Annotated in this window: 24 protein-coding genes; 4 read left to right on the top strand and 20 right to left on the bottom strand. The window is 71.4% G+C overall.

The features are described 5' to 3' along the window. The 11 genes from AC6H2I_RS02390 to ccoN all read right to left on the bottom strand — a co-directional run bounded on the left by AC6H2I_RS02390 (position 1) and on the right by ccoN (position 11,817). A complete protein-coding gene (locus AC6H2I_RS02390; RefSeq protein ID WP_497498955.1) occupies positions 1-948 on the bottom strand; it encodes an ABC transporter permease in 948 nt (315 codons plus the stop codon). A gap of 60 nt (positions 949-1,008) precedes the next feature. Then, on the bottom strand, positions 1,009-2,571 hold the full coding sequence (locus AC6H2I_RS02385; protein ID WP_497498954.1) for an ABC transporter substrate-binding protein: 1,563 nt from the start codon (positions 2,569-2,571) through the stop codon (positions 1,009-1,011). Between the two features lie 84 nt (positions 2,572-2,655). Beyond that, positions 2,656-3,342, bottom strand: coding sequence for a Crp/Fnr family transcriptional regulator (locus AC6H2I_RS02380; protein WP_497498953.1), 687 nt, complete (start codon positions 3,340-3,342; stop codon positions 2,656-2,658). Positions 3,343-3,518: 176 nt separating this feature from the next. After that, positions 3,519-3,698, bottom strand: a complete 180-nt coding sequence (gene ccoS, locus AC6H2I_RS02375; RefSeq protein ID WP_497498952.1) for a cbb3-type cytochrome oxidase assembly protein CcoS — start codon at positions 3,696-3,698, stop codon at positions 3,519-3,521. After that, positions 3,619-6,111, bottom strand: coding sequence for a heavy metal translocating P-type ATPase (locus tag AC6H2I_RS02370; protein ID WP_497498951.1), 2,493 nt, complete (start codon positions 6,109-6,111; stop codon positions 3,619-3,621). Before AC6H2I_RS02370 ends, ccoS begins: the two co-directional genes overlap by 80 nt. Continuing rightward, the gene (locus tag AC6H2I_RS02365) at positions 6,112-6,636 is read right to left on the bottom strand and encodes a FixH family protein (RefSeq protein WP_497498950.1); all 525 of its coding nucleotides are present in this window, start codon (positions 6,634-6,636) and stop codon (positions 6,112-6,114) included. A gap of 52 nt (positions 6,637-6,688) precedes the next feature. Then, complete coding sequence (gene ccoG / locus AC6H2I_RS02360; protein ID WP_497498949.1) at positions 6,689-8,197, bottom strand: cytochrome c oxidase accessory protein CcoG; 1,509 nt, start codon at positions 8,195-8,197, stop codon at positions 6,689-6,691. Between the two features lie 289 nt (positions 8,198-8,486). Further along, positions 8,487-9,380, bottom strand: coding sequence for a cytochrome-c oxidase, cbb3-type subunit III (gene ccoP, locus AC6H2I_RS02355; RefSeq protein ID WP_497498948.1), 894 nt, complete (start codon positions 9,378-9,380; stop codon positions 8,487-8,489). 3 nt (positions 9,381-9,383) lie between these two features. Next, complete coding sequence (locus tag AC6H2I_RS02350; protein WP_497498947.1) at positions 9,384-9,545, bottom strand: cbb3-type cytochrome c oxidase subunit 3; 162 nt, start codon at positions 9,543-9,545, stop codon at positions 9,384-9,386. 13 nt (positions 9,546-9,558) lie between these two features. Continuing rightward, positions 9,559-10,302 carry a cytochrome-c oxidase, cbb3-type subunit II gene (ccoO, locus tag AC6H2I_RS02345; RefSeq protein ID WP_497498946.1) on the bottom strand — a complete coding sequence of 248 codons (744 nt, stop codon included), beginning with the start codon at positions 10,300-10,302 and terminating at the stop codon, positions 9,559-9,561. 18 nt (positions 10,303-10,320) lie between these two features. Further along, on the bottom strand, positions 10,321-11,817 hold the full coding sequence (gene ccoN / locus AC6H2I_RS02340) for a cytochrome-c oxidase, cbb3-type subunit I (protein WP_497498945.1): 1,497 nt from the start codon (positions 11,815-11,817) through the stop codon (positions 10,321-10,323). Between the two features lie 241 nt (positions 11,818-12,058). Between ccoN and AC6H2I_RS02335 the strand changes: the two genes are divergently transcribed. Next, positions 12,059-12,607 (top strand): hypothetical protein, encoded by a 549-nt coding sequence (locus AC6H2I_RS02335; RefSeq protein WP_497498944.1) that lies wholly within the window; start codon positions 12,059-12,061, stop codon positions 12,605-12,607. Between the two features lie 95 nt (positions 12,608-12,702). Further along, the gene (locus tag AC6H2I_RS02330; RefSeq protein ID WP_497498943.1) at positions 12,703-13,899 is read left to right on the top strand and encodes a class I SAM-dependent rRNA methyltransferase; all 1,197 of its coding nucleotides are present in this window, start codon (positions 12,703-12,705) and stop codon (positions 13,897-13,899) included. Positions 13,900-13,902: 3 nt separating this feature from the next. Here AC6H2I_RS02330 and AC6H2I_RS02325 read toward each other — a convergent pair whose 3' ends face one another. The 3 genes from AC6H2I_RS02325 to AC6H2I_RS02315 form a co-directional block, all read right to left on the bottom strand. Next, complete coding sequence (locus tag AC6H2I_RS02325) at positions 13,903-15,273, bottom strand: class I SAM-dependent RNA methyltransferase (RefSeq protein WP_497498942.1); 1,371 nt, start codon at positions 15,271-15,273, stop codon at positions 13,903-13,905. A gap of 76 nt (positions 15,274-15,349) precedes the next feature. Then, positions 15,350-16,759: a multicopper oxidase family protein gene (locus AC6H2I_RS02320; RefSeq protein ID WP_497498941.1), complete on the bottom strand. Its 1,410-nt coding sequence runs from the start codon at positions 16,757-16,759 to the stop codon at positions 15,350-15,352. Positions 16,760-16,860: 101 nt separating this feature from the next. Then, the gene (locus tag AC6H2I_RS02315; protein ID WP_497498940.1) at positions 16,861-17,289 is read right to left on the bottom strand and encodes an acyl-CoA thioesterase; all 429 of its coding nucleotides are present in this window, start codon (positions 17,287-17,289) and stop codon (positions 16,861-16,863) included. 168 nt (positions 17,290-17,457) lie between these two features. On the opposite strand from AC6H2I_RS02315, the gene AC6H2I_RS02310 reads away from it, so the two are divergent. After that, positions 17,458-17,703 carry a hypothetical protein gene (locus tag AC6H2I_RS02310; RefSeq protein ID WP_497498939.1) on the top strand — a complete coding sequence of 82 codons (246 nt, stop codon included), beginning with the start codon at positions 17,458-17,460 and terminating at the stop codon, positions 17,701-17,703. Positions 17,704-17,724: 21 nt separating this feature from the next. Here AC6H2I_RS02310 and AC6H2I_RS02305 read toward each other — a convergent pair whose 3' ends face one another. From AC6H2I_RS02305 to AC6H2I_RS02290, 4 genes are all read right to left on the bottom strand, one after another. Next, entirely contained in the window at positions 17,725-18,606 is an 882-nt protein-coding gene (locus AC6H2I_RS02305) for an ABC transporter permease (protein ID WP_497498938.1), read from the bottom strand. Between the two features lie 13 nt (positions 18,607-18,619). Next, positions 18,620-19,501: an ABC transporter permease gene (locus AC6H2I_RS02300; protein ID WP_497498937.1), complete on the bottom strand. Its 882-nt coding sequence runs from the start codon at positions 19,499-19,501 to the stop codon at positions 18,620-18,622. A gap of 34 nt (positions 19,502-19,535) precedes the next feature. Next, complete coding sequence (locus tag AC6H2I_RS02295) at positions 19,536-20,621, bottom strand: ABC transporter ATP-binding protein (RefSeq protein ID WP_497498936.1); 1,086 nt, start codon at positions 20,619-20,621, stop codon at positions 19,536-19,538. Between the two features lie 74 nt (positions 20,622-20,695). Continuing rightward, on the bottom strand, positions 20,696-21,865 hold the full coding sequence (locus tag AC6H2I_RS02290) for an extracellular solute-binding protein (protein ID WP_497498935.1): 1,170 nt from the start codon (positions 21,863-21,865) through the stop codon (positions 20,696-20,698). Positions 21,866-22,065: 200 nt separating this feature from the next. On the opposite strand from AC6H2I_RS02290, the gene AC6H2I_RS02285 reads away from it, so the two are divergent. Continuing rightward, on the top strand, positions 22,066-23,583 hold the full coding sequence (locus AC6H2I_RS02285; protein WP_497498934.1) for an alkaline phosphatase family protein: 1,518 nt from the start codon (positions 22,066-22,068) through the stop codon (positions 23,581-23,583). A gap of 5 nt (positions 23,584-23,588) precedes the next feature. On the opposite strand, the gene dnaA is transcribed toward AC6H2I_RS02285, so the two are convergent. Further along, positions 23,589-25,073, bottom strand: a complete 1,485-nt coding sequence (dnaA, locus tag AC6H2I_RS02280; protein WP_497499008.1) for a chromosomal replication initiator protein DnaA — start codon at positions 25,071-25,073, stop codon at positions 23,589-23,591. A 595-nt stretch (positions 25,074-25,668) separates the two neighbouring features. Further along, positions 25,669-25,929, bottom strand: a complete 261-nt coding sequence (gene rpsT / locus AC6H2I_RS02275) for a 30S ribosomal protein S20 (protein WP_497498933.1) — start codon at positions 25,927-25,929, stop codon at positions 25,669-25,671. Between the last annotated feature and the right edge of the window lie 164 nt (positions 25,930-26,093).

Raw genomic sequence — 26,093 nt, 5'->3', positions numbered from 1 at the left:
TCACGGCGCGCTCCGCGGGCGCGGGTCGACCGCCGCCTGGGCGATGTCGACGACGACTCCCACCACCACCACGAAGACCGCCAGCAGCACCACCACGTCGCGGACGACGACCAGGTCGCGCTGGCCCACCGCCTGGTACAGCAGGCGCCCCAGGCCGGGAAGCTGGAACACGTTCTCCACCACCACCGCCCCGCCGACCAGGAACGCGAACTGCAGGCCGAGCACGGTGGCCACCGGCACGAAGGCGTTGGGCAGCACGTGGCGCGCCATCACCGCGGCGCGTCCCACCCCCTTGGCCCGGGCGGTCCGCACGAAATCCTCGCCCAGCGTGTCCAGCACCGCACCCCGGGCCACCCGCGCCAGGATCGCCGCCTCCGGCACGGCCAGCGCCACGGCGGGCAGCACCAGCGCGGTGAGCGCCGGCCCGATGCCGGCATGCCAGCCGGGAAAGCCGCCCGACGGCAGCCAGCCCAGGCCGACGGAGAACACCAGGATCAGGACGATGGCGAACCAGAAGCTGGGGATGGCGACGCCGAGCTGGCCGAAGGCCATCACCGCCCAGTCGCCGGTGCGCCGGTGCCGGGCCGCCGCCAGCAGGCCGAGCGGCAGCGCCAGCAGCGTCGACAGCGCCAGCGCGCCCAGCGCCAGCGGCACGGTGACGGCGACACGCTCCGCCACCAGCTCCGCGACCGGCCGGCGGTAGGTGAGGCTGGTGCCGAGGTCCCCCGTCGCCAGTCCGGCCACCCAGTGGGCGTAGCGCAGCCCCGCCGGGCGGTCGAGGCCGAGCTCGGCGCGCAGCGCCGCCAGGGTGTCGGGGCGGGCGTCGGCGCCCAGCATCAGCAGGGCCGGGTCGCCCGGCACCACCTCGAGCACCACGAACACCGCCACCGTGGCGAGCCAGGCGGTGACGGTCAGGGACAGCAGGCGGCGGACGACGAAGGCGATCACGGGGGGCGTGTTCCGGTTGCCGGGCGGCGCGCGGCGCCGGAGGGGCGGGGTGGCGGGCGGTCAGGGCGCCCAGTGCACCGCCGTGACGTCGTTGGCCTGCAGGGGGCGGTTGGCCCAGGTGCCGCGCACCCCGGCCGTCTCCACGGTGACGACGGGAAGCTGGAACAGGAAGGCGTTGACCGCGTCCTCGGCCAGGATGCGCTGCGCCTCGCCGTAGAGGTCGCGGCGCTGGTGCTCGTCCAGGGTGCGCTCCAGCCGCCCCATCACCGCGTCGAAGCGCGCGCTGCCGTACCCGAAATAGTAGTCCGGACGGGCGTAGACGCCGATGTCCAGGGGCTCGGTGTGGGCGATCACCGTGAGGTCGAAGTCCTTGCCCCGGAAGACGCGCTCCAGCCACGGCGCCCACTCCATCGGCTGGATGGTCAGCCGCACCCCCACCTCGGCCAGCATGGCGGCGATCAGCTCGCCCGAGCGGCGGGCGTAGATCGGTGGCGGCAGGACCAGGGTCGCCTCGAACCCGTCGGCGTGCCCGGCCTCCGCCAGCAGGGCGCGCGCCCGGTCCGGATCGAAGGGATGGAGCGCGGTCAGGTCGACGTAACCGGCGCGGTGGGGGGCGAAGTGGCTGCCGATGGCGGTGGCGATGCCGAAGGTGACCCCCTCGATCAGGGCCCGCCGGTCGATGGCGTGGACCAGGGCGCGCCGCACCCGCGGGTCGGAAAAGGGGGCGCGCGCGTTGTTGATGGCCATCAGCGTCTCCCCCTCGCCGGTGCCGACCGTCACCCGGAACGCCGGGTCGCCCCGGAAACGGTCCAGCGCCTCGAAGGTGCCGAACTGGGGGAAGGTGTCGATGTCGCCGGCCATCAGCGCGGCCACCTGGGCGGCGGGGTCCGACACGAAGCGGAAGGACACCCGCTCCAGGGCCGGCCTGGGGCCGTCATAGGCGGGATTGCGGACGAGGACCACCCGGTCGCCGGCGGTCCAGCGCTCCAGGCGGAAGGGGCCGGTGCCGACCGGGGCCTGCTTGTTGGTCGCCGCGCTCTCCGGGGCGACGATCGCCGCGTCGCCCTGGGCCATGTGGAACAGGAACAGGCCGTCCGGGTGTTTCAGGCGGACCACCACGGTCTGCGGATCCGGAGTCTCCACCGCGGCGATCGACTCGAAATACCCCTTCTGGGCGTTCACCGAATCCGCGCCCCGGGCGCGGTCCAGGGAGAACTTGACGTCGCCGGAGTCCGCCGTGGTGCCATCGTGGAAGCGGGCGCCCGGGCGCAGGCGGAAGGTGTAGGCCAGCCCGTCCTCCGACACGCTCCACTCCTGGGCCAGCCCGTAGACCAACTGGCCTTCGGCGTCGACCCGCAGCAGCGGCTCGAAGACGTTGGCGTAGACCACCTCGTCGATGGCGCCGGCGGCCCCGGCGGTGGGGTCCAGGTGCGGCGGCTCGAGCTGCATGCCGACCACCAGGTCGGTGCGGGGCTGCGCCCCGCCACCACCCTGGGGCTGCGCCCCGTCACCACCCTGGGGCTGCGCCCCGTCACCACCCCGGGGCTGCGCCCCGGCCGGCGCCACCGCGCTGCACAGGGCCAGCACCGCCAGCGCCCGCGCGGCGTTCGTCCACCCCCCCATCGCCTTCCCTTTCCGCGTCCTCTCGGTCGGCGGCGATGATGCGGTGCCGGGGCGGCGAGTTCAAGGCCGCTGCGGTCCCACCGCTCAGCAGCCCTCCGCCATGTCGTAGAGGCCGTCCATGTTGGCGATGAGGATCTTGTTTCCTTCCTGCAACGAAATCACCCCGACCGTCTTCAGCTGCGTGAAGGTGCGGCTCACGGTTTCCGTCGTCAGGCCGAGGTAGTCGGCGATGTCGGCCCGGCTCATCGGCACGTGGACCGGGTTCTCCTTGTGCCCGCGCCGCGCCGCCCGCTGCGACAGCATCAGCAGGAACGAACAGATCTTCTCCTTGGCGGTCTTGCGGCCCAGCAGCAGCATCTGGTCCTGGGCCGCCGCCAGCTCGTTCGACGCCATGGAGAACAGGCGGCGCTGCATCTTCGGGAACTCGTCGAGGAGCGCTTCCATCCGGCGCCGCGGGAAGCGGCAGAGCGTGCAGCCCGTCACCGTCTCGGCGGTGTAGGCGTAGCTTTCGTTCATCGCCAGGCCGATGAAGTCGCCGGTCACCAGGAACCCGGTGATCTGGCGGCGCCCGTCGGGCAGCAGCTTGTACAGCTTCACCGTGCCCGCGGTGACGTTGTAGAGCACGTCGGCGGAATCGCCCTCGCCGAAGATGGTCTGGTTGGCGTCGAACCGCACCGTCTGCAGGATGTCGGCGAGCCGCCGCAACTCCTCCGGATCCAGGGCAGCGCACACCGTGAGGCTGCGCACCGGGCACGCCCCGCAAGGATTCATGTCAATCGTTGCGCCCCTGTCGCGAGCGCGTCCCACGTCGAAGGGAGGCATGGCGGACTTTGTCCTCAACCGTCCACGCCCCATCATGGGCAGTTTGTCGGGCGATGGCAACCATGGTCACCGGCGGGGCAGCCGTGCCCCGGGCGGGGCGCTCCCGCCCGCCCCCTGGCGGCGGGCTACCGCCCCTCGCCGCGGCGCGCCGGCGGGGGGACGGCGCCATCGTCGTCGAACAGGATGCGATGGGCGGCGCCGTCCAGGTCGTCGAACTGGCCCGACTTAAGAGCCCACAGGAACGCCCCCAGGCCCAGCAGGCCGAGCGTCAGCGCGATCGAGATCAGATAGAGCAGTTCGGTCATGGGATGCCTCCCTGGCAGGGGTGTCGGCGGGCGGCGCCCGGCGGCGGCCGAGCCGCAGCGCGTTGAGGATGACGACGAGCGACGACGAGGACATGGCCAACGCCGCCAGCAGTGGCGTCAGCAGGCCGGCCACCGCCAGCGGCACGGCGAAGAGGTTGTAGACCAGGGCGAGGCCGAAGTTCTGGCGGACCAGGCGCTCGGCCCGCCGCGCCACGTCCAGCGCCTCGGCGATGGGCTGCAGGCGCGCCCCCTGGAACACGGCGTCGGCCGCGGTCTGGCTGACGTCGACGGCGGTCGACGGCGACAGGGAGACGCTGGCCGCGGCCAGCGCCGGCGCGTCGTTGAGGCCATCGCCGACCATCAGCACCCGGTGTCCCGCGTCCTGGAGGGCCGTCAGCGCGGCCGTCTTGTCGGCCGGCGACTGCCCGGCCCGCCAGTCGTCGATGCCGAGCTGCGCGGCGACCGCGGCGACCGCCGGGGCCCGGTCGCCCGACAGCAGGGCGAGGCGCAGACCGCGTGCCTTGAGGGCGGCGACCACCGCCGCCGCGTCCTGGCGCGGCGCGTCGACGAAGCCGATGCGCAGGGCCGGCCGCCCCGGCCGCGCCAGCCACAGCTCCGGCCCCGGGGCGGCGGCTCCGGTGTCCTCCGCGACGCCGGTGAATCGGCGGTTGCCCAGGCGGATCTCGCCGCCGGCCCCGGCCAACGCGAGTCCGGCGCCCGGCACCTCGCGCACCCCCGCCGCCGGCGGCACGCCCGGCAGGGCGCGCACCAGCGCCCGGGCCAGGGGATGCAGGCTCGCCCCGGCCATCGCCGCGGCCTGGCGCAACGCGGCCTCGTCGGCGATCCCGGCGAGCTGCGGCACCGGCCGCCCCTCGGTCAGGGTGCCGGTCTTGTCGAACACCACCGTGTCGACGGCGGCCAGGCGCTCCAGCGCCGTCGCCGTCTTCAGCAGGATGCCCTGACGCATCAGCCGTCCCGAGGCGATCACCTGGACGACCGGAACGGCCAGCGCCAGGGCGCACGGGCAGGTGATGATGAGGACGGCGACGGCGTTCATCAGGGCGTCCTGCCATGGCGCCCCCATCAGCAGCGTCCAGCCCAGGAAGGTGCCGAGCGCCGCCAGGTGGACCACCGGGGCGTAGAGCCGCGACACGCGGTCGGCGACCGCGACGTAGCGGGCGCGGCCCTGCTCGGCCACCTCCATCATGCGCACGATCTCGGCCAGCAGCGTGCCCTCGCCGACCGCGGTGACCGTCAGGCGCAGCGGCGCGGTCAGGTTCAGCATGCCGGCGAACACGGTGTCGCCGATCCGCACCGGGCCGGGCACGCTCTCGCCGGTGATCAGCGACGTGTCGAGGTCGGAGACCCCGTCGGCGACGCGCCCGTCGACGGGGATGCGCTCGCCCACCGCGATCAGGACGGTGGCGCCCGGCGCCACCCGCTCCGGCGCCACCACCGTCGTGCCGCCGTCCTCCCCCACCACCGTCACGGCGGTGGCCTGGAGGCCGAGGAGCTGTTCGGCGGCCGAGCGGGCGCGGCCCCGGGCCCGCTGGTCGAGGTAGCGGCCGATCAGCAGGAAGAACAGCAGCATCACGGCGCCGTCGAAATAGGCGTGCTCACCGCTCTGGATGGTCTCGAACAGGCTCATGGAGGTCGCCAGCACCACGCCCAGCGTGATCGGCACGTCCATGTTGGTGCGCCCGCGGGCCAACGCCCGGACGGCCGAGCGGGCGAAGGGGCGGATGGCGTAGGCGATCGCCGGCAGGCAGATCAGCGCCGACAGCCAGTGCATCAGGTCGCGGGTCGCCGCCCCCATGCCCTGGCTGTGCCCGGCCCACACCGAGACCGACAGCAGCATCACGTTGCCCGCCGCGAAGCCGGCCACCGCCATGGACCGCAGCAGCTCCGCCTCGCCCGACTTCTGGGCCGAACCGAGGCGCTCGGGATCGTAGGGGACGGCGCGGTACCCCAGCGCCGTGACCGCCGCCATCAGCGTGTTGGCGCCGGTGTCCTGGGGCCGCCACCGCACGGTGAGACGGCGCGTCGTCATGTTGAGACGGGCCTGCACCACCCCGGCCTGGCGGCCGAGCACCGTCTCGATCAGCCAGACGCAGGCGGCGCATTGCAGCCCGTCGACCATCAGGTGCAGGGACGCCGTGCCGTCGGCCTGGGGACGGGCATGGGGGGCGTAGTCGATGACCGGCGCGTCGGCGTCCGGGCGCAGCGGCCGTGCCGTCGGGTCGACACAGCGCCGCTCGTAGTACCGCTCCAGCCCCAGCCCCCGCACCATCCCGTAGGCGGCGGCGCATCCGGAGCAGCAGAAGGCCCCGCCGTCGCCGCCCGGCACCGCCCCTCCGGGGGCGGGGGCGGGGGCGGCGGCGAGCGGCTGTCCGCAATGGAGGCAGTCGGCCATCTACTTGACGAGGATGCGCTGCTGGTCCTGGAAGTCGTCGCCGCCGTGGGTGATCGTCAGGCGCATGTCCCACTGGCCGGGCAGCGGCAACGCCACCGGCATGGCGTAGCGGCCCTCGCCGAGATAGGGCAGCGACGCGTCGAAATCGTGCCCCTGGGCGGTCGGCCGGATGAACCGCACGGTGACCGCGCTGTCCGTCAGCAGGTTGCCATGCTTGTCGTGCAGGGTGACGGCGACGATGCCCTTGAGCGCCTCGGTCTGGTCGAACGCCAGGTCGACCTGCCACCCGCGCGCCGCCTGGGCGCGCGCCCCCTCGAGCGACTGGTTGTACAGGATGCCCTTGACGAAGTGGTTTTCCGTTTCCAGGCCGTTGTAGGTCGAGGTCGCGATGTAGACCATGACGCCGTTGGCGGAGAACACCACCAGGAAAAAGCCGACGAACAGCCAGGGAATGTACCAGCCGCGGGCGCGGCCCCCGCGGCGGGTCGCCGGCAGATCGTTGCGAACATCCGTGGACATGGTCATCGTCCGTTCGTTCCTTGCGCAGAATGGGGAAGGCGAAGCACGGGGGGCCGTCTCAGTCGGCCGGGGCCATGAAGACCGTCTCGTAGGTCGCGGTCTCGCCGGAGGCCGATGTCAGGGTGAAGTTTAGGGGGCGCGAGGCGTCGTGCAAACCCGCGCGGGGCGCGGTCACGAAGATTCTGTAGGTCGCCACCGTGTCGGGATCGGCGCTGAGGTGGACCCGGTCGGCCTCGTCCCGCTGGCCCTCGCCGGCGACCGCAAGGCGCGCCCCGGGCAGGTCGTCGACCGCCAGCGTGTAGTCGCGCGGGTCGCGGGTCATGTTGGAGATCTTGAAGGTGTAGGCGTTGCGGATCGCGCCGTCGGACAGGGCGACGAACAGCGGCGCCCGGTCGCGCAGCACGCTGATGTCGAGGCTGGGCTTCAGGATCAGGCCGGCGGCGATCATCCCCCCCACCACGGTCAGCATCAGCGAGTAGATGATGGTGCGCGGGCGGATCAGGCGCATGGGCGCCGGCCGGCCGGTGCTGGCCAGCGCCACCTGGTTGGTGTGGGTGTCGAACGTCACCAGCCCGGTGGGCCGGCCGATCTTGGTCATCACCTCGTCGCAGGCGTCGATGCACAGGCCGCAGCCGATGCAGGCGAGTTGCGAGCCGTTGCGGATGTCCACCCCGGTCGGGCAGGCATGGTAGCAGGCGTTGCAGTCGATGCAGTCGCCCAGCCCCTCCGCCTGCCGCTCCTCCCAGCTCTGCGACTTGCGGATGTGCCCGCGGCCCTCGCCGCGCCATTCCTCGTAGGTGACGACCAGGCTGTCCTCGTCGATCATCGCGCTCTGGAAGCGCGGCCACGGGCACATGTAGATGCACACCTGCTCGCGCGCGTAGCCGGCCAGCAGGAAGGTGGTGGCGGTGAACAGAAGGATGAAGCCGATCGCCGTGGAGCTGGCCTCGAAGCGCAGGAGCTCGCCCGCGAAGGTCGGCGCGTCGACGAAGTAGAAGATCCAGGCGCCGCCCGTCGCCAGCGAGATCAGCAGCCAGATCGCCGTCTTCAGCGTCTTCTTGCGCAGCTTGTCGAGGCTCCACCGGCCATGGTCGAGGCGGATGCGCTCGCCGCGCTCGCCCTCCACCAGCCGCTCCACCCACAAGAACAGGTCGGTCCACACCGTCTGGGGACAGGCGTAGCCGCACCACAGGCGCCCGGCCACCGAGGTCGCCAGGAACAGGCCGATGGCGGCGACGATGAGCGCCCCGGTGAGGTAGTAGATCTGCTGCGGCCACAGTTCGATGAAGAAGAGGTAGAAGCGGCGCGCCGGCAGGTCGAGCAGCACCGCCTGGTCCGGGGCGTTCGGCCCACGGTCCCAGCGCATCCACGGCAGCACGTAGTAGATTCCCAGGAGCACCGCCAGCGCCAGCCACTTCAGGCGGCGGTAACGGCCGTGCACGGCCTTGGGGTAGATCTTGTTGTGGTCGGCGTACAACGAACTGGAGGGGCGCGTCTCAGCCTGCGGGCCCGCGGCGGATGCGGGCGTCGCGGCAGGCTTCTCCTGCGTGTCGGTCGCCATGCTCATGGGATCGTGCCTTTGGGGTCGTGCCGTGTCGGGTCGGTCATCGGATCGCAGCCGTCCTGGGGACGCGCCGCCGCACTGGCGGCAAGGGCGAAATGGCGCCCGGCCGCATCCCGACCATGGCGGCATTCCGCCGCAGGGGCATTGCGATGGATCAATGGTCCATTAGAAAAACATCAAGAGGGAAGGGTTGACGGCGGTGCGCCGGGGTCGACCGACCTCCCGGAACGACGAATGCCGGGGAGTCGCCTCCCCGGCATTGCGCGGTGCGGTGCAAGCCGGCGGGACGGGCCTACTGGCCGCCGCCCAGGTTGTGGACGTAGACGGCGAGCTGCTTGATCGTCGGATCGTCCAGGCGCTCGGCCCAGTTCGGCATGACGCCGGCGCGGCCGTTGGCGATGGTCTCGACCAGGGTCGCCTTGTCGCCGCCGTAGATCCAGTTGGCGGTGACCAGCGGCGGCGCGCCGATGCCCGGCAGCTCGGCGGCCAGCGACCCTTCGGCGTTCGGGCCGTGGCAGGCCACGCAGTTCTCCTCGAACACCGTCTTGCCGGCCTCGGCCTTGGCGGCGTCGTGCTGCTTGCCGTTGAGCGACAGAACGTATTCCGCGACCTGGTCGATCTGCGCGTGCTCCAGGATGCCGTCCTTGCCGAAGGCGGTCATGCCGAAGCCGACGGTGCCGCGCGTCTCCTCCGCGTCGGCGCGGATGCCGTGCTGGATCGTCTGGTAGATGTCGGCGGTGGTGCCGCCCCACAGCCAGATGTCGTCGGCCAGGGCGGGGAAGCCCTTGGCCCCCTGCCCGCCGGCGCCGTGGCAGGCCGCGCAGTTCTCGTTGAACATCGTGCGCCCGCCGGCCATGGCGAAGGCCAGCAGGTCCTTGTCCTGCTGGATCTCGTCCACCGACTTGGCGGCGATCGCCGTGAGGTACTGGCCCTGGGCCGCCTTGGCCTCGGCCAGCTTGTCGACGATCTCCTCGCGCTGCGACCAGCCGAGCATCCCCTTGGTGTAGGTGCTGCCCAGCGGCCAGGCCGGATAGAGCACGTAGTACACCAGCGACCAGGCGATCGTGACGTAGAAGATGTAGAGCCACCACTTCGGCAGGGGGTTGTTCAGCTCGCGCAGACCGTCCCACTCGTGGCCCGTGGTCTCGACGCCGGACAGGGCGTCCTTTTCAACTTTGTTCGCCATGGCCTAAAACTCCTGACCATCATCCTTGAGCGGGATACGGGCGGCGTCGTCGAACTTGCTCCGGTTGCCGGGCCACATGGCGTACACCAGGATGCCCGACATCAGGACCATCAACCACACCGTCCAGAACGACCGCAGGGCTACCGTGATCTGATCCAGATCCATGGATTCCTCCCGCTCACTGCTGAAGCTGTGCGGGCGACTGGTACTTGGTGAAATCCACCATCGTCCCCAGCACCTGCAGATAGGCCACCAGCGCGTCCATCTCGGTGACGACCGCGGGGTCGCCGGTGAAGTTGCCCACCACCGCCTTCGGGTAGCGGCTCAGCAGCCCTTCGGTGTCGGCCATCGGGTCCTGCTGGGCCACCAGGTCGGCCTTGGCGTTGTCGATCTGCTCCTCGGTGTAGGCGGTGCCGACGACGGTGAGCGCCTTGAGGTGGTCGGCGATGTCGTCCGTCCTGAGCGGCCGGTCGGCCATCCAGGCGTAGCCCGGCATGATCGATTCCGGCACCACCGAGCGCGGGTCGACGAGATGGGCGACGTGCCAGTCGTCGGAGTACTTGCCGCCGACGCGGGCGAGGTCCGGTCCGGTGCGCTTCGACCCCCACTGGAACGGGCGGTCGTGCATGCTCTCGGCCGCCAGCGAGTAGTGGCCGTACCGCTCGACCTCGTCGCGGAACGGGCGGACCATCTGGCTGTGGCAGTTGTAGCAGCCTTCGCGGACGTAGATGTTGTAGCCGGCCAGCTCCAGGGGCGAGTAGGGGCGCACCCCGTCCACCTCCTCGATGGTCGACTCGATGGTGAACAGCGGGACGATCTGCACGAGACCGCCGATGGACACCGTGATCAGGATCAGCACGACCAGGAGGAGCGTGTTGCGCTCGATCGTGTCGTGGCTAAAGCCCTTCTTTTCCTCAGCCATATCTCACGTCTCCCGGGTTCAGGCCGTGCCCACGGCCGCCTTGTGCGGCGCCGTGACGTAGGGCTTCTCGATGCGGACGTCGCCCCGGGCCGTGCGCCACAGGTTGTAGACCATGATCAGCGAACCGGCGAGGAACAGGACGCCCCCCAGCGCACGGATCACGTAGAACGGGTGCATGGCGGCCACCGTCTCCACGAACGAGTACTGCAGGAAACCCAGGTTGTCGTAGGCCCGCCACATCAGGCCCTGCATGATGCCGGACACCCACATGGCCGTGATGTACAGCACGATGCCGATGGTGGCGGTCCAGAAATGGTAGCTGACGAGGCGCATGCTGTAGAGCTGCTGGCGCTTCCACAGCACCGGCACGAGGTAGTAGATGGCGCCGAAGCTGATGAACGCGACCCAGCCGAGCGCACCGGAGTGCACGTGGCCGATGGTCCAGTCGGTGTAGTGCGACAGCGCGTTGACCGGCTTCACCGACATCAGCGGGCCTTCGAAGGTCGACATGCCGTAGAAGGCGACCGAGGTGACCAGGAAGCGCAGGACCGGGTCGGTGCGCAGCTTGTCCCAGGCGCCCGACAGGGTCATGATCCCGTTGATCATGCCGCCCCACGACGGCATCCACAGCATGACCGAGAAGGTCATGCCCAGCGTCTGCGCCCAGTCCGGCAGGGCGGTGTAGTGCAGGTGGTGCGGGCCGGCCCAGATGTAGAGGAAGATCAGCGTCCAGAAGTGCACGATCGACAGGCGGTACGAATACACCGGCCGCTCGGCGCGCTTCGGCACGAAGTAGTACATGATGCCGAGGAAGCCGGCGGTGAGGAAGAAGCCGACGGCGTTGTGGCCATACCACCACTGCACCATGGCGCTCTGCACGCCCGACACGAAGGTGTAGCTCTTCATGCCGAACAGCGACACCGGCCAGTTGACGTTGTTGCCGAGGTGCAGGATGGCGACGGTCAGGATGAACGCCATGAAGAACCAGTTGGCAACGTAGATGTGCGACTCCTTGCGGGTCATCACCGTGCCGATGTAGCTCACGGCGTAGAGGACCCAGATGACCGTCAGGTAAAGGTCGAGGATCCACTCCGGCTCCGCGTACTCCTTGCCCTGGGTGTAGCCCATGACATAGGACAGCGCGGCCAGCACGATGAAGATCTGGTAGTTCCAGAAGATGAACTTGGCCAGACCCTCGCCGCCGAACAGGAACTGGCGGCAGGTGCGCTGGACCACGTAGAGGGAGGTGGCGAACAGCACGTTGCCACCGAAGGCGAAGATGACCGCCGAGGTGTGCACCGGCCGCAGGCGGCCGAAGCTGGTCCACTCCAGGCCCAGGTTCAGCGCCGGAAAGGCGAGCTGCAGGGCGATGAAGGTGCCGGCCAGGAAACCGACCACGCCCCAGAACACCGCCGCGATCGTGAATAGCCGAATGACGTCCTCATAGTACCGGACGTCCCCCGACACCCGCTGGCTGCCCAGGGCGGCCCCTGGGGTCAGAGTCGCTGATGCCATACAATCTCTCCCGTTTGCCCCGGGCGGCTTGGGCCGCTCCTATGAGGTTGCACCACCGCGTGGGTACGTCGTGTAGGAGGGCGGCAGACGAACGCGCGACACCGCGTCAGCAGTGGCCACGCCCTGCCGCCTATGCCGCCACTATGTGTAGGGCCAGCCAACACAACATTGATCTACGTCAACGACCCCCTCGACCGCGCGCTGCCATCGTTTGCGCGACGCTGCAGCCAGCGAAGCGGCCATGGACGACGGCTTCATTGCGACCCCCCTGGACACCCGACGGATCGACCAGGCGTTTCCCCTGGTGCGGGCGCTCGCCCCGGAGTTGACGGTGAGCCGCTGGCGCGCCTATGCGGCGGCCATGATCGGCTCCGCCACCGGCGTGCCGGCGGACCGCGGCATCGTCGCGGTGCAGAACGAGCGCGGCTACATCCACGGCCTGTTCGCCTACGCCCGCGAGCGCAGCCTGCAGCACGGCCACGTGCTGGCCGTCGACAACTTCATCGTGCTCGACCTCTTCAACCCCGGCGGCGCGGCCGCCACGCTTCTCCGGGCGATGGAGGCGCTGGCGCGCTCCCTGTCCTGCGCCTCCATCCAGACCACCTTCCCCGCCTCGGACGGCGGGCTGCCCGACTATTGCCGGACGATGATGGCGTTCTTCCATCGCGAAGGGCACGTCGCCGGCCCCCACCGCCTGGAGAAATGCGTCGAAGGCGCCAACGACAACGCCGGCGACGCGTTCGCCGGGGCCGAGGACGCGGCCGGGGCCGAGAACGAGGACGAGGGCTGAGCAGGGCTGCCCACGGGCCCGTGGCCGGGGGATCGCGCGCGCCATGCGCGCGCAGCCGTTGCGCATGGCTGGCGCGCGGGTAGGATGCGGCCATCATGACAGACACCCCCCGCCCCCCCGTCATCCGCCTGCACGCCGGCCGCGACAAGCGCGTCCGCCTCGGGCATCCCTGGGTCTATTCCAACGAGGTCCAGATGGACGCGGCGGCCAAGGCGGTTCCGCCCGGCAGCGTCGTGCGCCTGCTCGACGGCGGCGGCGCGCCGCTCGGCCTGGCCACCTTCAACCCGCACACGCTGATCGCCGCCCGCCTGCTGACGCCCGACGCCGCGGCCACCATCGACCGCGCCTTCCTGGCCGACCGCCTCCGGCGCGCCTTGACCCTGCGCGAACGCCTGTTCGACCGGCCGTTCTACCGCCTGGTGCACGCCGAGGCCGACGGGCTGCCGGCGCTGATCGTCGACCGCTACGGCGACGTGGTGACGGTGCAGGCCAACTCCGTCTTCATGGACCGCCATCTTCCCGACATCCTGGCCGCCCTCGACACCGTGCTGGACCCGGCCGCCGTGATCCTGCGCAACGACAGCGCCCAGCGCACCCTGGAGGGCCTGACCGAGGAGACGCGGCTGGCCAAGGGCGCCATCGACGGGGCGATCCGCCTGGAGGAGAACGGGGTCGCCTTCTTCGCCGATCCGTTGGGCGGGCAGAAGACCGGCTGGTTCTACGACCAGCGCGACAACCGGGCCTTCGTGGCCGGCCTGGCCCGCGGTGGCCGGGTCATCGACGTCTTCAGCTACAACGGCGGCTTCGCCGTCACCTGCGCGGCCCGCGGCGCGGCCTCGGTGGTCGCCGTCGACCGTTCCCAGCCGGCCCTGGACAACGCCGCCCGCGCCGCCGCCGCGAACGGGCTGGCCGACCGCTTCGAGGGGCGGCGGGCGGACGCCTTCACCGAGCTGGACCGCCTCGCCGCCGCCGGCGAGCGTTTCGACGTGGTGGTCGCCGACCCGCCCGCCTTCGTGAAATCCAAGAAGGACCTCGCGGTGGGCTGCCGGGCCTACCGCAAGATGGCCCGCCTGGCGGCCCGCATCACCGCGCCCGGCGGCATCCTGATGGCCGGCTCGTGCAGCCACAACGTCGACCCGCCGACCTTCGCCGAACAGGTGGCGCGCGGTCTGGTCGACGCCGGCCGCACCGGCCGCATCCTGCGCGTCGCCGGCGCCGGACCCGACCACCCCGTGCACCCGCATCTGCCGGAATCCGCCTACCTCAAGGCGATCGTGCTCGAACTGGACTGAGACTCAGCGGACGAAGACGCCGACCAGTTCGACGTGGGCCGACCACAGGAACTGGTCGACGGGGCAGACCCGGCTCAACGCATAGCCGCCGTCCACCAGGGTGCGGGCGTCGCGGGCGAAGGTGGCCGGGCTGCACGACACCGCGACCACCACCGGCACCCGGCTCTGGGCCAGCGCCGCCGCCTGGGCCGCCGCGCCGGCGCGCGGCGGATCGAACACCACGGCGTCGAAACGGTTCACCTCCTTCGGCGAAAGCGGCTGCGCGAAGAGATCGCGCCGCTCGGTGGTCAGCCGCCGCACGCCGGCGGCGCGGGCCAGCGCCGCCACCGCCGCCCCGTCGCCGTCGACCGCGTGCACCGATGACCGTTCCGAAAGCGGAATGGAAAAGGTGCCGACACCGGCGAACAGGTCGGCGACCCGCCGGGCGCCCTCCGGCACGTGGGCGAGCACCGCGGCGGCCAGCGCCGCCTCGCCCTCGGCGCTGGCCTGCAGGAAGGCACCGGGTGGCGGCGTCACGGCGACGCCGGCGAACCGGACCGCCACCGCCTGGCGGTGGGCGACCGGCTCGGGATCGCTGCGGTCGTCGCGCTGCCACGACACCCGGGCCACCCCATGATCGGCGCCAAACGCCGTCAAACGCTCCCGCGCCGCGCGGTCCAGGACCGGCGGCCCGATCAGCAGCAGGTCGACGCCGCCCTCCAGATCGGCCACCGCCACGTCGCAGCCACCCTTGTCCGGCAGCACCGCGGCCAGCAGCTCGCGCAGCGGCGGCATCAGCCGCTCCAGACGCGGCGCCAGCACGGGGCAGACCTCCAGATCGACCAGACGGGGGCTGAGGCGCTCGTTGAAGCCGAGCCACACCCGGCCGCCGCGCCGCCGCGCCGCGAAGCGCGCGCGGCGGCGGCCGCCCGGGCCGGTGCGGGCCAACGCGGCCAGGGGCGTCTCGCCCAGCCCGACCCGGTCGAGCGCCGCCTGCACGGCCTGCGGCTTCCAGGCGGCATAGGCCGCCTCGTCCAGGTGCTGCAACGTGCAGCCACCGCAGGCGCCGAAGTGCCGGCAGGCGGGAACGCCGCGCCCGGGACCGGGCTCCAGCAGCTCCAGCGCCTCGCCGCGCACCCCCTCGCGCAGACCCACCCCGCGGGTCTCGCCCAGCCGCACCCGCACCCGGTCGCCGGGCACGGTCAGCGGCACGAAGACGCGCGCGCCGTCCAGTTCGGCGATGCCGTCGCCGCGCGCCCCCACCGCGCGCACGGTCACCTCGGCGACGATCTCCGGCGTCGGTCCCGGGCGGGACGGGGCGGCGTGACCGGCGGCGGCAGGACGGGTGGCGGCGGAGCGGGGCTTGCGGCGGACGGGCACGGTGGTACGGCTCATGGGCTGGCTCTCGGATCGACGGCGCGGACTGTAGCGCGGATCCCCGGAGCGGCGCGAGGGTGCCGACGGTCCCCGCTCAGATCACCCGGACCACCGCCATCATCCCGGCCTCCTGGTGCTCCAGCACGTGGCAGTGCAGCATCCAGGAGCCGGCCTCCTCGGCGACGAAGGCGACCTCCACGCGGTCGCGGGGGGCCAGCAGAACCGTGTCGCGCCACGTCGCCCGGGGCGGCGGGGCGCCGTTCACCGCCAGCACCTGGAACGGAAAGCCGTGCAGGTGCATGGGATGCCACCACGCGGTGTCGTTGGCGAAGCCCAGGCGCACCGTTTGGCCGCGTTTGACGGTGATGAGCGGCTCCAGGTCGTGGCCCCGGGCCGCCAGGCCGTTCAAGGCCCAGAACGGGCCCTCGGGGGTCATCCGCATGCCGTGGGGAAGGCGCCCCATCGCCCCGCCCTCCATCAGCACCTCCCGCGGCACCGCCCCGGCGAGGTCGAGGGCCGGCAGGGGGTTGCCCGGCAACGCCAGCGGGGCATCGAGCGGGGACTCGCGCAGGGGCGCGGCAGGGCCGTAGACCAGCGTCGTCAGGCGGTAGGCCTGGCGCGGCTGGAACCCGTCGACCACGTCGAACCGCTCGCCCGGCCGCCCCGGCAGGTCGAGCACGAGGTCGGCGCGCTGGCCCGGGGCCAGGACGACGCGGCCGCCCTCCGGGTCGTGGGGCGCCACCGGGTGGCCGTCCAGCGCGATCACCTGCGGCGCGTGGCCCCGGAACTCCAGCGCGAAGACGCGGGCGGCGGCCACGTTGGCGAGGCGCAGGCGGATGCGCTCGCCGGCGCGCACCGGCACCGCGTCGACCACGGCGCCGTTGACGGTCACGGTGTTGCCCAGCCGCCCGGCGTGGCTGGCGTCCATCGGGTGGCCGAAATCGTCGGCCACCGCCGCCTGGCCGGTGAGGCGCCAGTCGGCCAGCGCCCAGACCAGCTCGCGGTCGACGCGGACCGGCTCCGGCTCCTCCACGACCAGCACGCCCGACAGGCCGCGGGCCACCTGCTCGGCGCTGTTGGCGTGGGGGTGGTACCAGAACGTCCCGGCGTCCTTGAGGGCGAAGGCGTAGTCGAACCGCCCGCCCGCCGCAACCGGCGCCTGGGTGAGATGGGGCACGCCGTCCATGGCGTTGGGCACGCGCAGGCCATGCCAATGCACCGTCGTCGGCTCGGCCAGCGCGTTGGCGAAGGCGATGCGCGCGGTGTCGCCCTGGCGGAAGCGCAGCACCGGCCCCGGCACGGCGCCGTTGTAGGCCCACACCGTGGTCTTCGGGTGGGCGGGCCCGACCAGGGACAGCCGGGCCGGGCCGGCGGTCAGGTCGAGCGGCCGGTCCGGCGGCAGCGCCGCCCGGAGCGGGCGGGCCACCAGGGCCGGGGCCGCCAGCAGGGCGGCGCCGGCCAGCACGGTGCGGCGACGGGGACCGGCGGAACGCGGATTGCTCATGGTCGTGCCTCGGTGCGCGGCGGCCGGGCGTCCAGGACGCGCCGGCCCGACCCGAAGGACGTAGCACGGATCGCACCGCCGCGGCACCTCCGGCGCACGGGTCACCCCCCGTGCGGGGCCAGGCGCTGGCGCAGGTCGGGCGGAATCGGCGTCGGGCGGTGGGTGGCGCCGTCGACGATCACCGACACCGCCTCCTGGGTGGCGATCAGCCGGTCGCCCTCGAAGACGGCGCAGCCCAGGGTCAGGGAGGTCGTGCCGAACCGCAGCACCCGCAGCCCGACGCGCACGGTCGCCGGGTACAGCAGTTCCGCCTTGAATTCGGTGACGGTGCGGGCGACCACCACCGTCCAGGCGGGCCGGCGCGACCCGATCCCCTCGTTGAGGAACTGCACCCGCCCCTGCTCGAAATAGACCCCGATGGCGTTGTTGTTGACATGGCCGACCGGGTCGAGATCGGAGAAGCGGACGCGCTCCTCGATCCAGAAGGCGTAGGCGGCGGGGTCGGTGAGGTCTGGCGGCGGCTGGCTCATGGCATCCCGTGGCGTTGCGGTTGGCGGCGCCGGCCAGGGTGGCATCGCGCCCCCGCCGCGGCAAGCCGGCGGAGATCGGCCATTCGCCCCAAGCCGTTCGTTTTCGTGCGGGACGGCGCGGGGCGTGGTGTTATAGGTGGCGTGCCCATCACACCCGACGGACCCATCATGAGCAACGAGAACAACCAGACCGCCGAGGCACTGTTCGAGAAGGCGCTGAGCATCGCCGAGAAGCACCTGGAGAAGGCCGTCGCCGAGGGCGGAGCCTTGGGGCCCTATGTGGCCGTGGCCATGATCGAAGCGGCGGTGAACGTGGCGGTCGACGAGACCAGCCACGAGGACGTGGTCGACATGCTGCGCGACCTCGCGGCGCAGATCGAGTCGGACGCCGACGCCGACGACACCGACGACTGAGACCGGGTGCCCCGGCGCCGCTCAGGCGCGCGCCGGAACCAGGTCCGCCGGGCCGGAGGGGGCGTCGGCCGACGCCTCCTCCCGCTCCGCCCGCGCCTGTTCGGCCCGTTGGCGCCTCGCCTCGCGGCGGCGCATGATCTCGTAACCCACCGCGCCGGCGATGGTCAGGGCGATCAGGATCAGCGACAGGGCGTTGACCGCCGGCGTCAGGCCGGTGCGCACCTTGGTGGCGATGAAGACGGTCAAGGTGGTGTCGAGGCCGCGCACGAACAGCGTGGTGTTGTAGTTCTCGAAGCTCTGCAGGAAGGCGATCAGCGCCGCCGACAGCACCGCCGGCATCAGGAACGGCAGGGTGACGCGGCGGAACACCTGCACATGGGTGGCGCCGAGGTCCAGCGCCGCCTCCTCCAGGGTCGGGTCGAAACGCTGCAGGCGCGCCAGGAACAGCAGCATGGCGTAGGCGGTGATGAAGCTGGACTGGGCGATCACCGTCAGGAACACGCCCCCCGAGACGTCCAGCCAGGTGCGCCAGAAGATCAGCGTCGAGATGCCGATGATGACGCCGGGGGTGAGCAACGGCGACACCATGATGGCGTAGAGGAAGGTGCGGGCGCGGCTGTGCAGGCGGTCGAGCAGGAGGGCCGCGGCCAGCCCGGTCGGCACCGCCACGGCGATCACGCCGGCGGCCACCACCACCGACGTCCCCAGCGCCTGCCACATGCGCTGGTCCTCGTAGAGCACGCGGAACCAGTCCACCGTGAAGCCCAGCCACGGCGTCACCGTGGGAAAGCGGCTGGTGTTGAAGGTGGCCGCCGCCATGATGCCCAGCGGCACGAAGAGATAGGCGAAGAACAGCACCAGGTAGGCGTTCACCAGGAGGCGGCGCAGGCGTTCGGCGGTCATGGCTCGCGCCTCCCTATTTCGCGATGTCGGTGAGGCCGACGCGGAACGCCCGCATCATCAGCAGAATGAAGCCGATGCACAGGGCCAGCAGGATGAAGGCGTAGGCCGCACCCTGGTTCCAGTTCCCGCCCTCGAAGAACCAGTTGTAGATGACCTCGGTGAACCAGCGGCTCTGCGGCCCGCCCAGCAGCAGCGGCACGGCGTAGCTTCCGGCGGCCAGCATGAAGGTCATGATGCAGCCCACCGCGATGCCCGGCCGGGCGTGCGGCAGCACGATGCGGCGGTGGATGCGCAGCCACCCCGCGCCGAGGTCGCGCGCCGCCTCGATCTGATGGCGGTCCAGGGATTCGATGGCGTTGTAGACCGGGAACACCATGAACAGGATGTAGGCGTAGACCATGCCGACGATGACGCTGACGTCGCCCTGGAACCGCACGGGATCCGCCAACAGCCCGATGCCGACCAGGAGGTTGTTGAGCGGCCCGTTGTAGGCGAGGATCACGTACCACGCGAAGGTGCGGAGGATCTCGTTGATCCAGAACGGGATCACCAGCAGCAGCAGGAACGTCGGCAGCCGCGCCTTCGTCGCCACCTGGGCCAGGTAGAACGCCATGGGGTAGCACACCGCCAGGGTCACCACGGTGACCAGCGCGCTGGCCCAGATGGTCTTGAAGAAGATCGCGAGGTGGATGGTGTTGGTCCACAGCGTCTCGTAGTTGGCCAGCGTGTAGACGTCGTCCGGCCCGCCGACCCGGGCGGGCGGCAGCATCGGCCGCAACGAGAAGTCGATCATCAGCAGCTGGGGCAGGACCACCAGCATGACCACCCACAGGCCGACGATCAGGAGGATGAAGCCGGTCAGCACGGGGCCGTACCGGCGCAGGACATCGGTCATCGGTCCACCTCCGCGCTGCGTGACCCCGGGTGTCTCATGCGCCGTCCCGCTCGGGCGGCAGCACCACCGCATCGGCGGCCCGGAACCCGAGACGGGCCGCGGCCCCGGGCACCAGCGCCGGGTCGCCGCCGAGGTGCGGCATCTGGACGACGATGCGCCGGTCGCCGGGGCCGGTGAGAAAGGCGTTGACGAAGGAGCCTTCGAAGTCGCGGTGGCTCACCCGCGCGTCGATCCGGTTCTCCGCCTCGGCGCCGTTCAGGGGCGCGAGGCGCTCGGGGCGCACGAACAGGACGGCCCGGTCCCCCCGCTGCAGGCCCCGCGGGTTGCGCCCCACCAGCCGCCCGAACGGCGTGTCGACCGCGGCCTGCCCGCCGGCGCTGTCCAGCACCGTGCCGGGGAAGCGGTTGGCCTCGCCGACGAAGGACGCGACGAACGCGCTGGCGGGATCGTCGTAGATCGCCTGGCCGGCGCCGACCTGCTCCAGGACGCCTTTCGACATCACGCCGATGCGGTCGGACATGGTCAGGGCCTCGCCCTGGTCGTGGGTGATGTAGATGAAGGTGACACCGGTGCGCCGCTGGATCGACCGCAGCTCGGCGCGCATGTGCTGGCGCAGCTTGAGGTCCAGCGCCGACAGCGGCTCGTCCAGCAGCAGCACCGCGGGCTCCACCGCCAGCGCGCGGGCGATGGCGATGCGCTGGCGCTGGCCGCCGGACAGCTCGGTCACCTTCTTGTCGGCCACCTCCGGCAGCGCCACCAGCTCCAGGAGCTGCTGCACCCGGCGGCGGCGGTCGCCCGGCGCCACGCCGCGCACCTCCAGGCCGAACCCGATGTTGTCGGCGACCGTCATCAAGGGGAAGAGGGCGAGGTTCTGGAAGATCAGGGCGGTCGGGCGCTTGTTGGGGCCGATGCCGCGCATGTCCCGCCCGCCGATGCGGACCACGCCGTCGCTGGGCTCCATGAACCCGGAGATGATGCGCAGGATGGTGGTCTTGCCGCAGCCCGACGGGCCGAGGAAGCTGAAGAACTCCCCCGCGGCGATGGTCAGGGTGACGTCGCGGACGGCGACCACCGACCCGAAGCGCATGGTGACGCGGTCGAGCTGAACGTCCTGGCTCATGTCAGGCTCCGGATGGGGGGGGCCGCCCGTCCCCGCCCCGGGCGCGCCGGGGCCGGGGGACGGGCGGGGGCGCCTCAGGCCGCCAGGAAGCGGTCCTGGTACTCGTTGCGGACGGACACGTACCAGGCTTCCTGGATCGGCCACCACCACAGCTTCTGCAGCGCGTCCTCGGGATAGGCCTCGGCGAAGAAGGCCTTGTTGAGGTCCGACAGGTGCTGCTCGGCGCCCACCGTGGTGGAGTTGATGCCGGTCTTGTTGGAGTACATGGCCCCGGCCTTGGGCGTGTAGAACCAGTTGATCCAGGCGTAGGCCTGCTCCGGGTTCTCGGCCTTGGCCGGGATGGCGAAGCCCTCCATCCACGCCAGCGCGCCCTCCTTGGGGGCGATGTAGCGGATCGGCAGGTTCTCCTTGCGCAGGGAGACGGCGGTCGAATCCCAGGTCTGGCCGAGCACGCAGCCGTTGGTGCGGAAGGCGCCCTGGGCTTCGTTCTCGTTCGACCAGAACTGGCCGATGTTGCCCTTGCTGGCGGTCGCGACCTTGAGGATGGCGTCGAAGTTGGCGCGCGCCTTGGCCTCGTCCTTGAACTGCTCGACCAGCGGGTGGGGCAGCTTGCCCTCGCTCTCCAGCCACAGGCCGATGCCGATCAGCGAGGAGTGGCCGCGCACGGTGACCTTGCCGCCCATGCCCGGCGCCCACAGGTCGCCGTAGCCGGCCGTGCCGTACTTCAGCGGCGCCTTCTCCATGTCGTAGGACAGCGCCTCGGTGCCCCAGTCGGCCGGCGCCAGGTAGCGCTTGCCACCGACCACCCCGCCCATGGCGGCGGAGCCGGTGTAGGCGGACTTCAGGCAGCCCTCCCAGTTCACCTTGCTCTCGTCCAGCGGCTGGACCAGCTCGGCCTCGACGTAGTTGGGCACGCGGTCGACGGTGGGATGGATGATGTCGAAGCCGCCGCCGCCGCTGGCGCGGAGCTGGTTCAGCAGCTCGTCGTTGGTGCCGTACTCGGTCAGCGTCGGCGTGATGCCGGTCTGCGCCTTGAAGTCGTCCAGCATGTCCTGGCCGATGTAGCCGGCCCAGGAGAAGATCCGCACGCTGCCCTCGGCGGCGCGGCCCTCGCGCAGGATCCAGGGCCCGACAGCGGCGACGGCGCCGATCGCGGCGGCGCTCTTCAGCAGCACGCGGCGGGTGAAGCTCTTGGCGGCGCGCTGGGTTGCGGCGCTCGCGGTCCTGTCCACGCTCGTTGTCATGACGCGGTCTCTCCCTGATGCGGTCTTGCCGGCCGGCACCATGCGGAACGCGGCGGCGGCCGGACTATGCCCGACGCCATCCTGCACCGGCAATTTTGGCGAGGGGAAGAGCGAAAAACTTCATAGTATTGTCATTGCGCCGCGTCGGCCGGCGCGGCAGCCTGCCCAATCCCGTGGCACGTGCACGTGAATCCCCGACGATGGACACGCCGAACCGCCGCAACGTCCTGTTCATCGTCGCCGACCAGTGGCGCGGCGACGCCCTGTCGGCCGCCGGCCACCCCGCCGCCCGGACCCCCGCGCTCGATTCGCTGGCCGCCGGCGGCACCCGCTTCGCCCGCCATTTCTCCAACGCCAGCCCCTGCGGACCGGCGCGGGCGAGCCTGCTGACCGGACTCTACGCCCACAACCACCGGGCGGTGCGCAACGGCACGCCGCTGGACCGCCGCCACACCACCCTGGGGCTGGAGGCGCGCCGTGCCGGCGTCGCCCCGGCCCTGTTCGGCTACACCGACACCGCCGCCGACCCGCGCGGGCGCGACGCGGCCGATCCGGCGTTGCACACCTACGAGGGGGTGGCCCCCGGCTTCGACCCGATCTGCCTGATGACCGAATCGGCCGAACCGTGGGGGCGCCACCTGCGCCGGCGGGGCCACGCCGTGCCGGACCGCGTTGCCGCCATCTGCACGCCGCCGCACGACGACCCGTTCGGCCCCGCCCGCTACGCCGCCGCCGACAGCGACACCGCCTTCCTCACCGACCAGGCGCTGGACTGGCTCGACGGCCAGGGCGACCGGCCCTGGTTCGCCCACATCGCCTACATCCGCCCCCACCCGCCCTGGATCGCGCCGGCGCCCTGGTCCGGCGTGGTCGACCCCGCCTCGGTGCCGCCGCCGCGGCGCGCCGCCGCGGGCTGGCGGGCCGAGGCCGCGGTGCACCCCTGGCTGCGCTGGCGGCTGGAGACGTTCCCCGCCGACGGCTGGCAGGAGGGCCGGCCGCTCGACCCGCGGGTCCTCGACGACGGCGCGCTGGCCCGCCTCGGCGCGCTCTATTTCGGGCTGATCGCCGAGGTCGACCACCACGTGGGCCGGCTGCTGCGCTGGCTGGAGGACTCCGGCCGGGCCGGCGACACCCTTGTGGTGGTCACCGCCGACCACGGCGAGTTGCTGGGCGACCACTGGATGTTCGGCAAGGAGGGCTGGTTCGACCCCTGCTTCCACGTGCCCCTGGTGGTGCGCGAGCCGGGCCGCCCCGGCGGCCGCGTCGTCGAGGCCTTCACCGAGCACGTCGACCTCATGCCGACCATGCTCGACTGGCTGGGCGTGGCGCCGCCGCGCCAGTGCGACGGCCGGTCGCTGCGGCCCTGGCTGGCCGGGGCGACGCCGCCGCGATGGCGCCGGCACGCCCACTTCTCCTTCGATTTCCGCGACGTCGCCGGCCAGGAGCCGGAGCGCGCGCTGGGCCTGGACTCGGACCGCTGCGGGTTGACGGTGCTGCGCGGGGCGCGGCGCAAGTACGTGCATTTCACCGGTCTGCCGGCGCTCTTCTTCGACCTGGAGGAGGACCCGGGGGAGCTGCGCGACCTCGCCGGCGACCCGGCGCGCCAGGGCGAGGTGCTGGACCACGCCCAGGCGCTGCTGAGCTGGCGCATGGCCCACGAGGAGCGCACCCTCACCCACGTCCGGCTGGGCGCCGGGGGCATGGTGACCGCGGGCTAGCTGGCTCAGCTCTCCAGCATGCGGCGCAGCAGTTCCACGTCCTCGGCGAAGGCGGCGTCGGCGGCGCGCAGCTCCTCGACCTTGCGCACCGCGTGCATCACCGTGGTGTGGTCGCGGCCGCCGAACTTGCGGCCGATCTCCGGCAGCGAGCGGGCGGTGAGCTGCTTGGCCAGGTACATGGCGACCTGGCGCGGCCGCGCCACGGCGCGGGCGCGGCGCGCCGAATGCATGTCGGCGACCCGGATGTTGAAGTGCTCGGCCACCTTCTTCTGGATCTCGTCGATGGTGACCCGGCGGTCGTTGGCGCGCAGCAGGTCGTGCAGCACCTCCTGGGTCGCCTCGAGCGAGATCGAGCGGCCGACCAGGTCGGAATGGGCGACGATGCGGTTGAGCGCCCCTTCCAGCTCGCGCACGTTCGAGGTGATCTTGTGGGCCAGGAACTCCAGCACCTTCTGGGGCACCGCGGCGCCCAGCGCGTCGGCCTTCTGCTCCAGGATGCCCAGGCGCAGCTCGTAGGTGGTGGGGTGGATGTCGGCCACCAGCCCCCAGCCCAGGCGCGAGCGCAGCCGCTCCTCCATGCCCTCCAGGTCCGACGGGCTCTTGTCGGCGGAGATGATCACCTGGCGGTTCTGGTCGACCAGGGCGTTGAAGGTGTGGAAGAACTCCTCCTGGGTGGAATCCTTGCCGCTGATGAACTGCACGTCGTCGATCATCAGCACGTCCACCGAGCGGAACTGCTGCTTGAAGGCCATGGTGTCCTTGAAGCGCAGCGCGCGGATGAACTGGTACATGAACTTCTCGGCGGACAGGTAGAGCACCTTGCGCCGCGGGTCGTTCTTGCGGATCTGCCAGGCGATGGCGTGCATCAGGTGGGTCTTGCCGAGTCCGACCCCGCCGTACAGGAACAGCGGGTTGAAGGTGACGGACATGGCGTCGGCGACCCGGCGGGCCGCCGCGTGGGCCAGCTCGTTGGGCTTGCCCACGACGAAGTTGTCGAAGGTGAAGCGGGGGTCCAGCGGGGCCGAAATCTCGCCCTGGGCGTCCAGCGCCGCGGCGGCCGGCGATTCGTCCGACGCCCCCGGCTTGGCCGCCGCGTAGGGCGCCGGCGCGTAGGACGCCGCCCCGCCCGCCGACGGCAGGATGCCGCCCAGCCCGGACCGGCCGGCCACCGACGTCTCCGGCACCACGTCGTCGCCCGGCTCCCCCTGGGGGGCCAGCACCGGCGACGCCGTGCCGTTGGCGACGATGACGTCGATCGCCTGGACCTCGGGGTTCTCGCCCGTCCACAGGGTGCGGATGCGGTCGGCGTAGTGGGTGAGCACCCAGTCGCGCATGAACCGGGTCGGCACGACGATCCGCACCTCCCCGCCGCGCAGACCGGCAACCGTCAGCGGCTGCAACCAGCTCCGGTAGGCGATCTCACCGACCTCGTCCTTGAGCCGGCCGCGCACACGGTCCCATTGCTGATCCAAAGACGCGCCGAACGACATGCTCGCCAACTCCCGCTCCTCCCCGTCCCGCGGTCACCTGTCCATTGCGGGCCGTGCGGCGTTGACGTATCGCCCCCATGCCCCCGAATCCGGCCCCAGTCACCCGCAGCGGGCCGTTCCGTCGATCGCCAGTCCCGCGCCGGATGAACCGGCCGGTCGCCGCCACGATCAAGGACGACAGGAGCCCTTGGCGAAAACGGATTTCGCCAATGTCATGCCGTCGAAGATCATGGAGCGTGAGGTTTGAACGACGGGTATTCGCGAATTCTTACGTGTCCCGCATCCCAAACGTCACCGCAGCAAAAGGGGTTTCAAACAAAGAAAAGCATTCGCTTCATACGATGCAATATTGCATCGCTTGATATCTGCTTTTTCTGTGTTTTTGTTTGCCCCCAACTCTCGAAGTCTAATCCGCTGCAGAGGTCACCGCAACGGGACAGAAGGCGAACAACCAAAAAAGCCGGGAGCTCTGCCTGCCTGCATATGGCTTTTGTTTGGATTTGGAAGTAATTTTGCGACAACGATTCTGTGGCTGCGGAGTACAACGCAAAAAGCCGCGCACCAGCCGGGCGCGGCTTTCCGTTCACCGCGGCACTCAGAGCGCTTTGACGCGGGCCGACAAACGGGAAATCTTGCGCGCCACCGTGTTGCGGTGGAGCACACCCTTGGAGGCGCCGCGCATCAGCTCCGGCTGCGCTTCCTTCAGGGCCTCCTGGGCGGCGCCCTTGTCGCCGGACAGAATGGCGGTCTCGACCTTCTTGACGAAGGAGCGGATGCGACTGACACGCGTACGGTTCACTTCCGTGCGGCGTGCGGTCTGGCGGATGCGCTTCTCAGCTGATTTGTGATTGGCCATAACGAACCTACTTCGACACCCCTGATCCCTGTGCGAGGGCGCCTTATACGCCCGCCCGCACAGCGAGTCAACTGGCTCCGGCGACACACGCGGGGCGGTCGCATGTGGCACCACCAACGACGGCACGCCGCGGGCGCACCAGGCCCCGCCGGCCCATGCCGACC

The organism is Azospirillum sp. NS33, assembly GCF_059703765.1.
The sequence above is the reverse complement of the archived record's forward strand: the minus strand, read 5'-3'. Positions and strand labels throughout refer to the sequence as shown.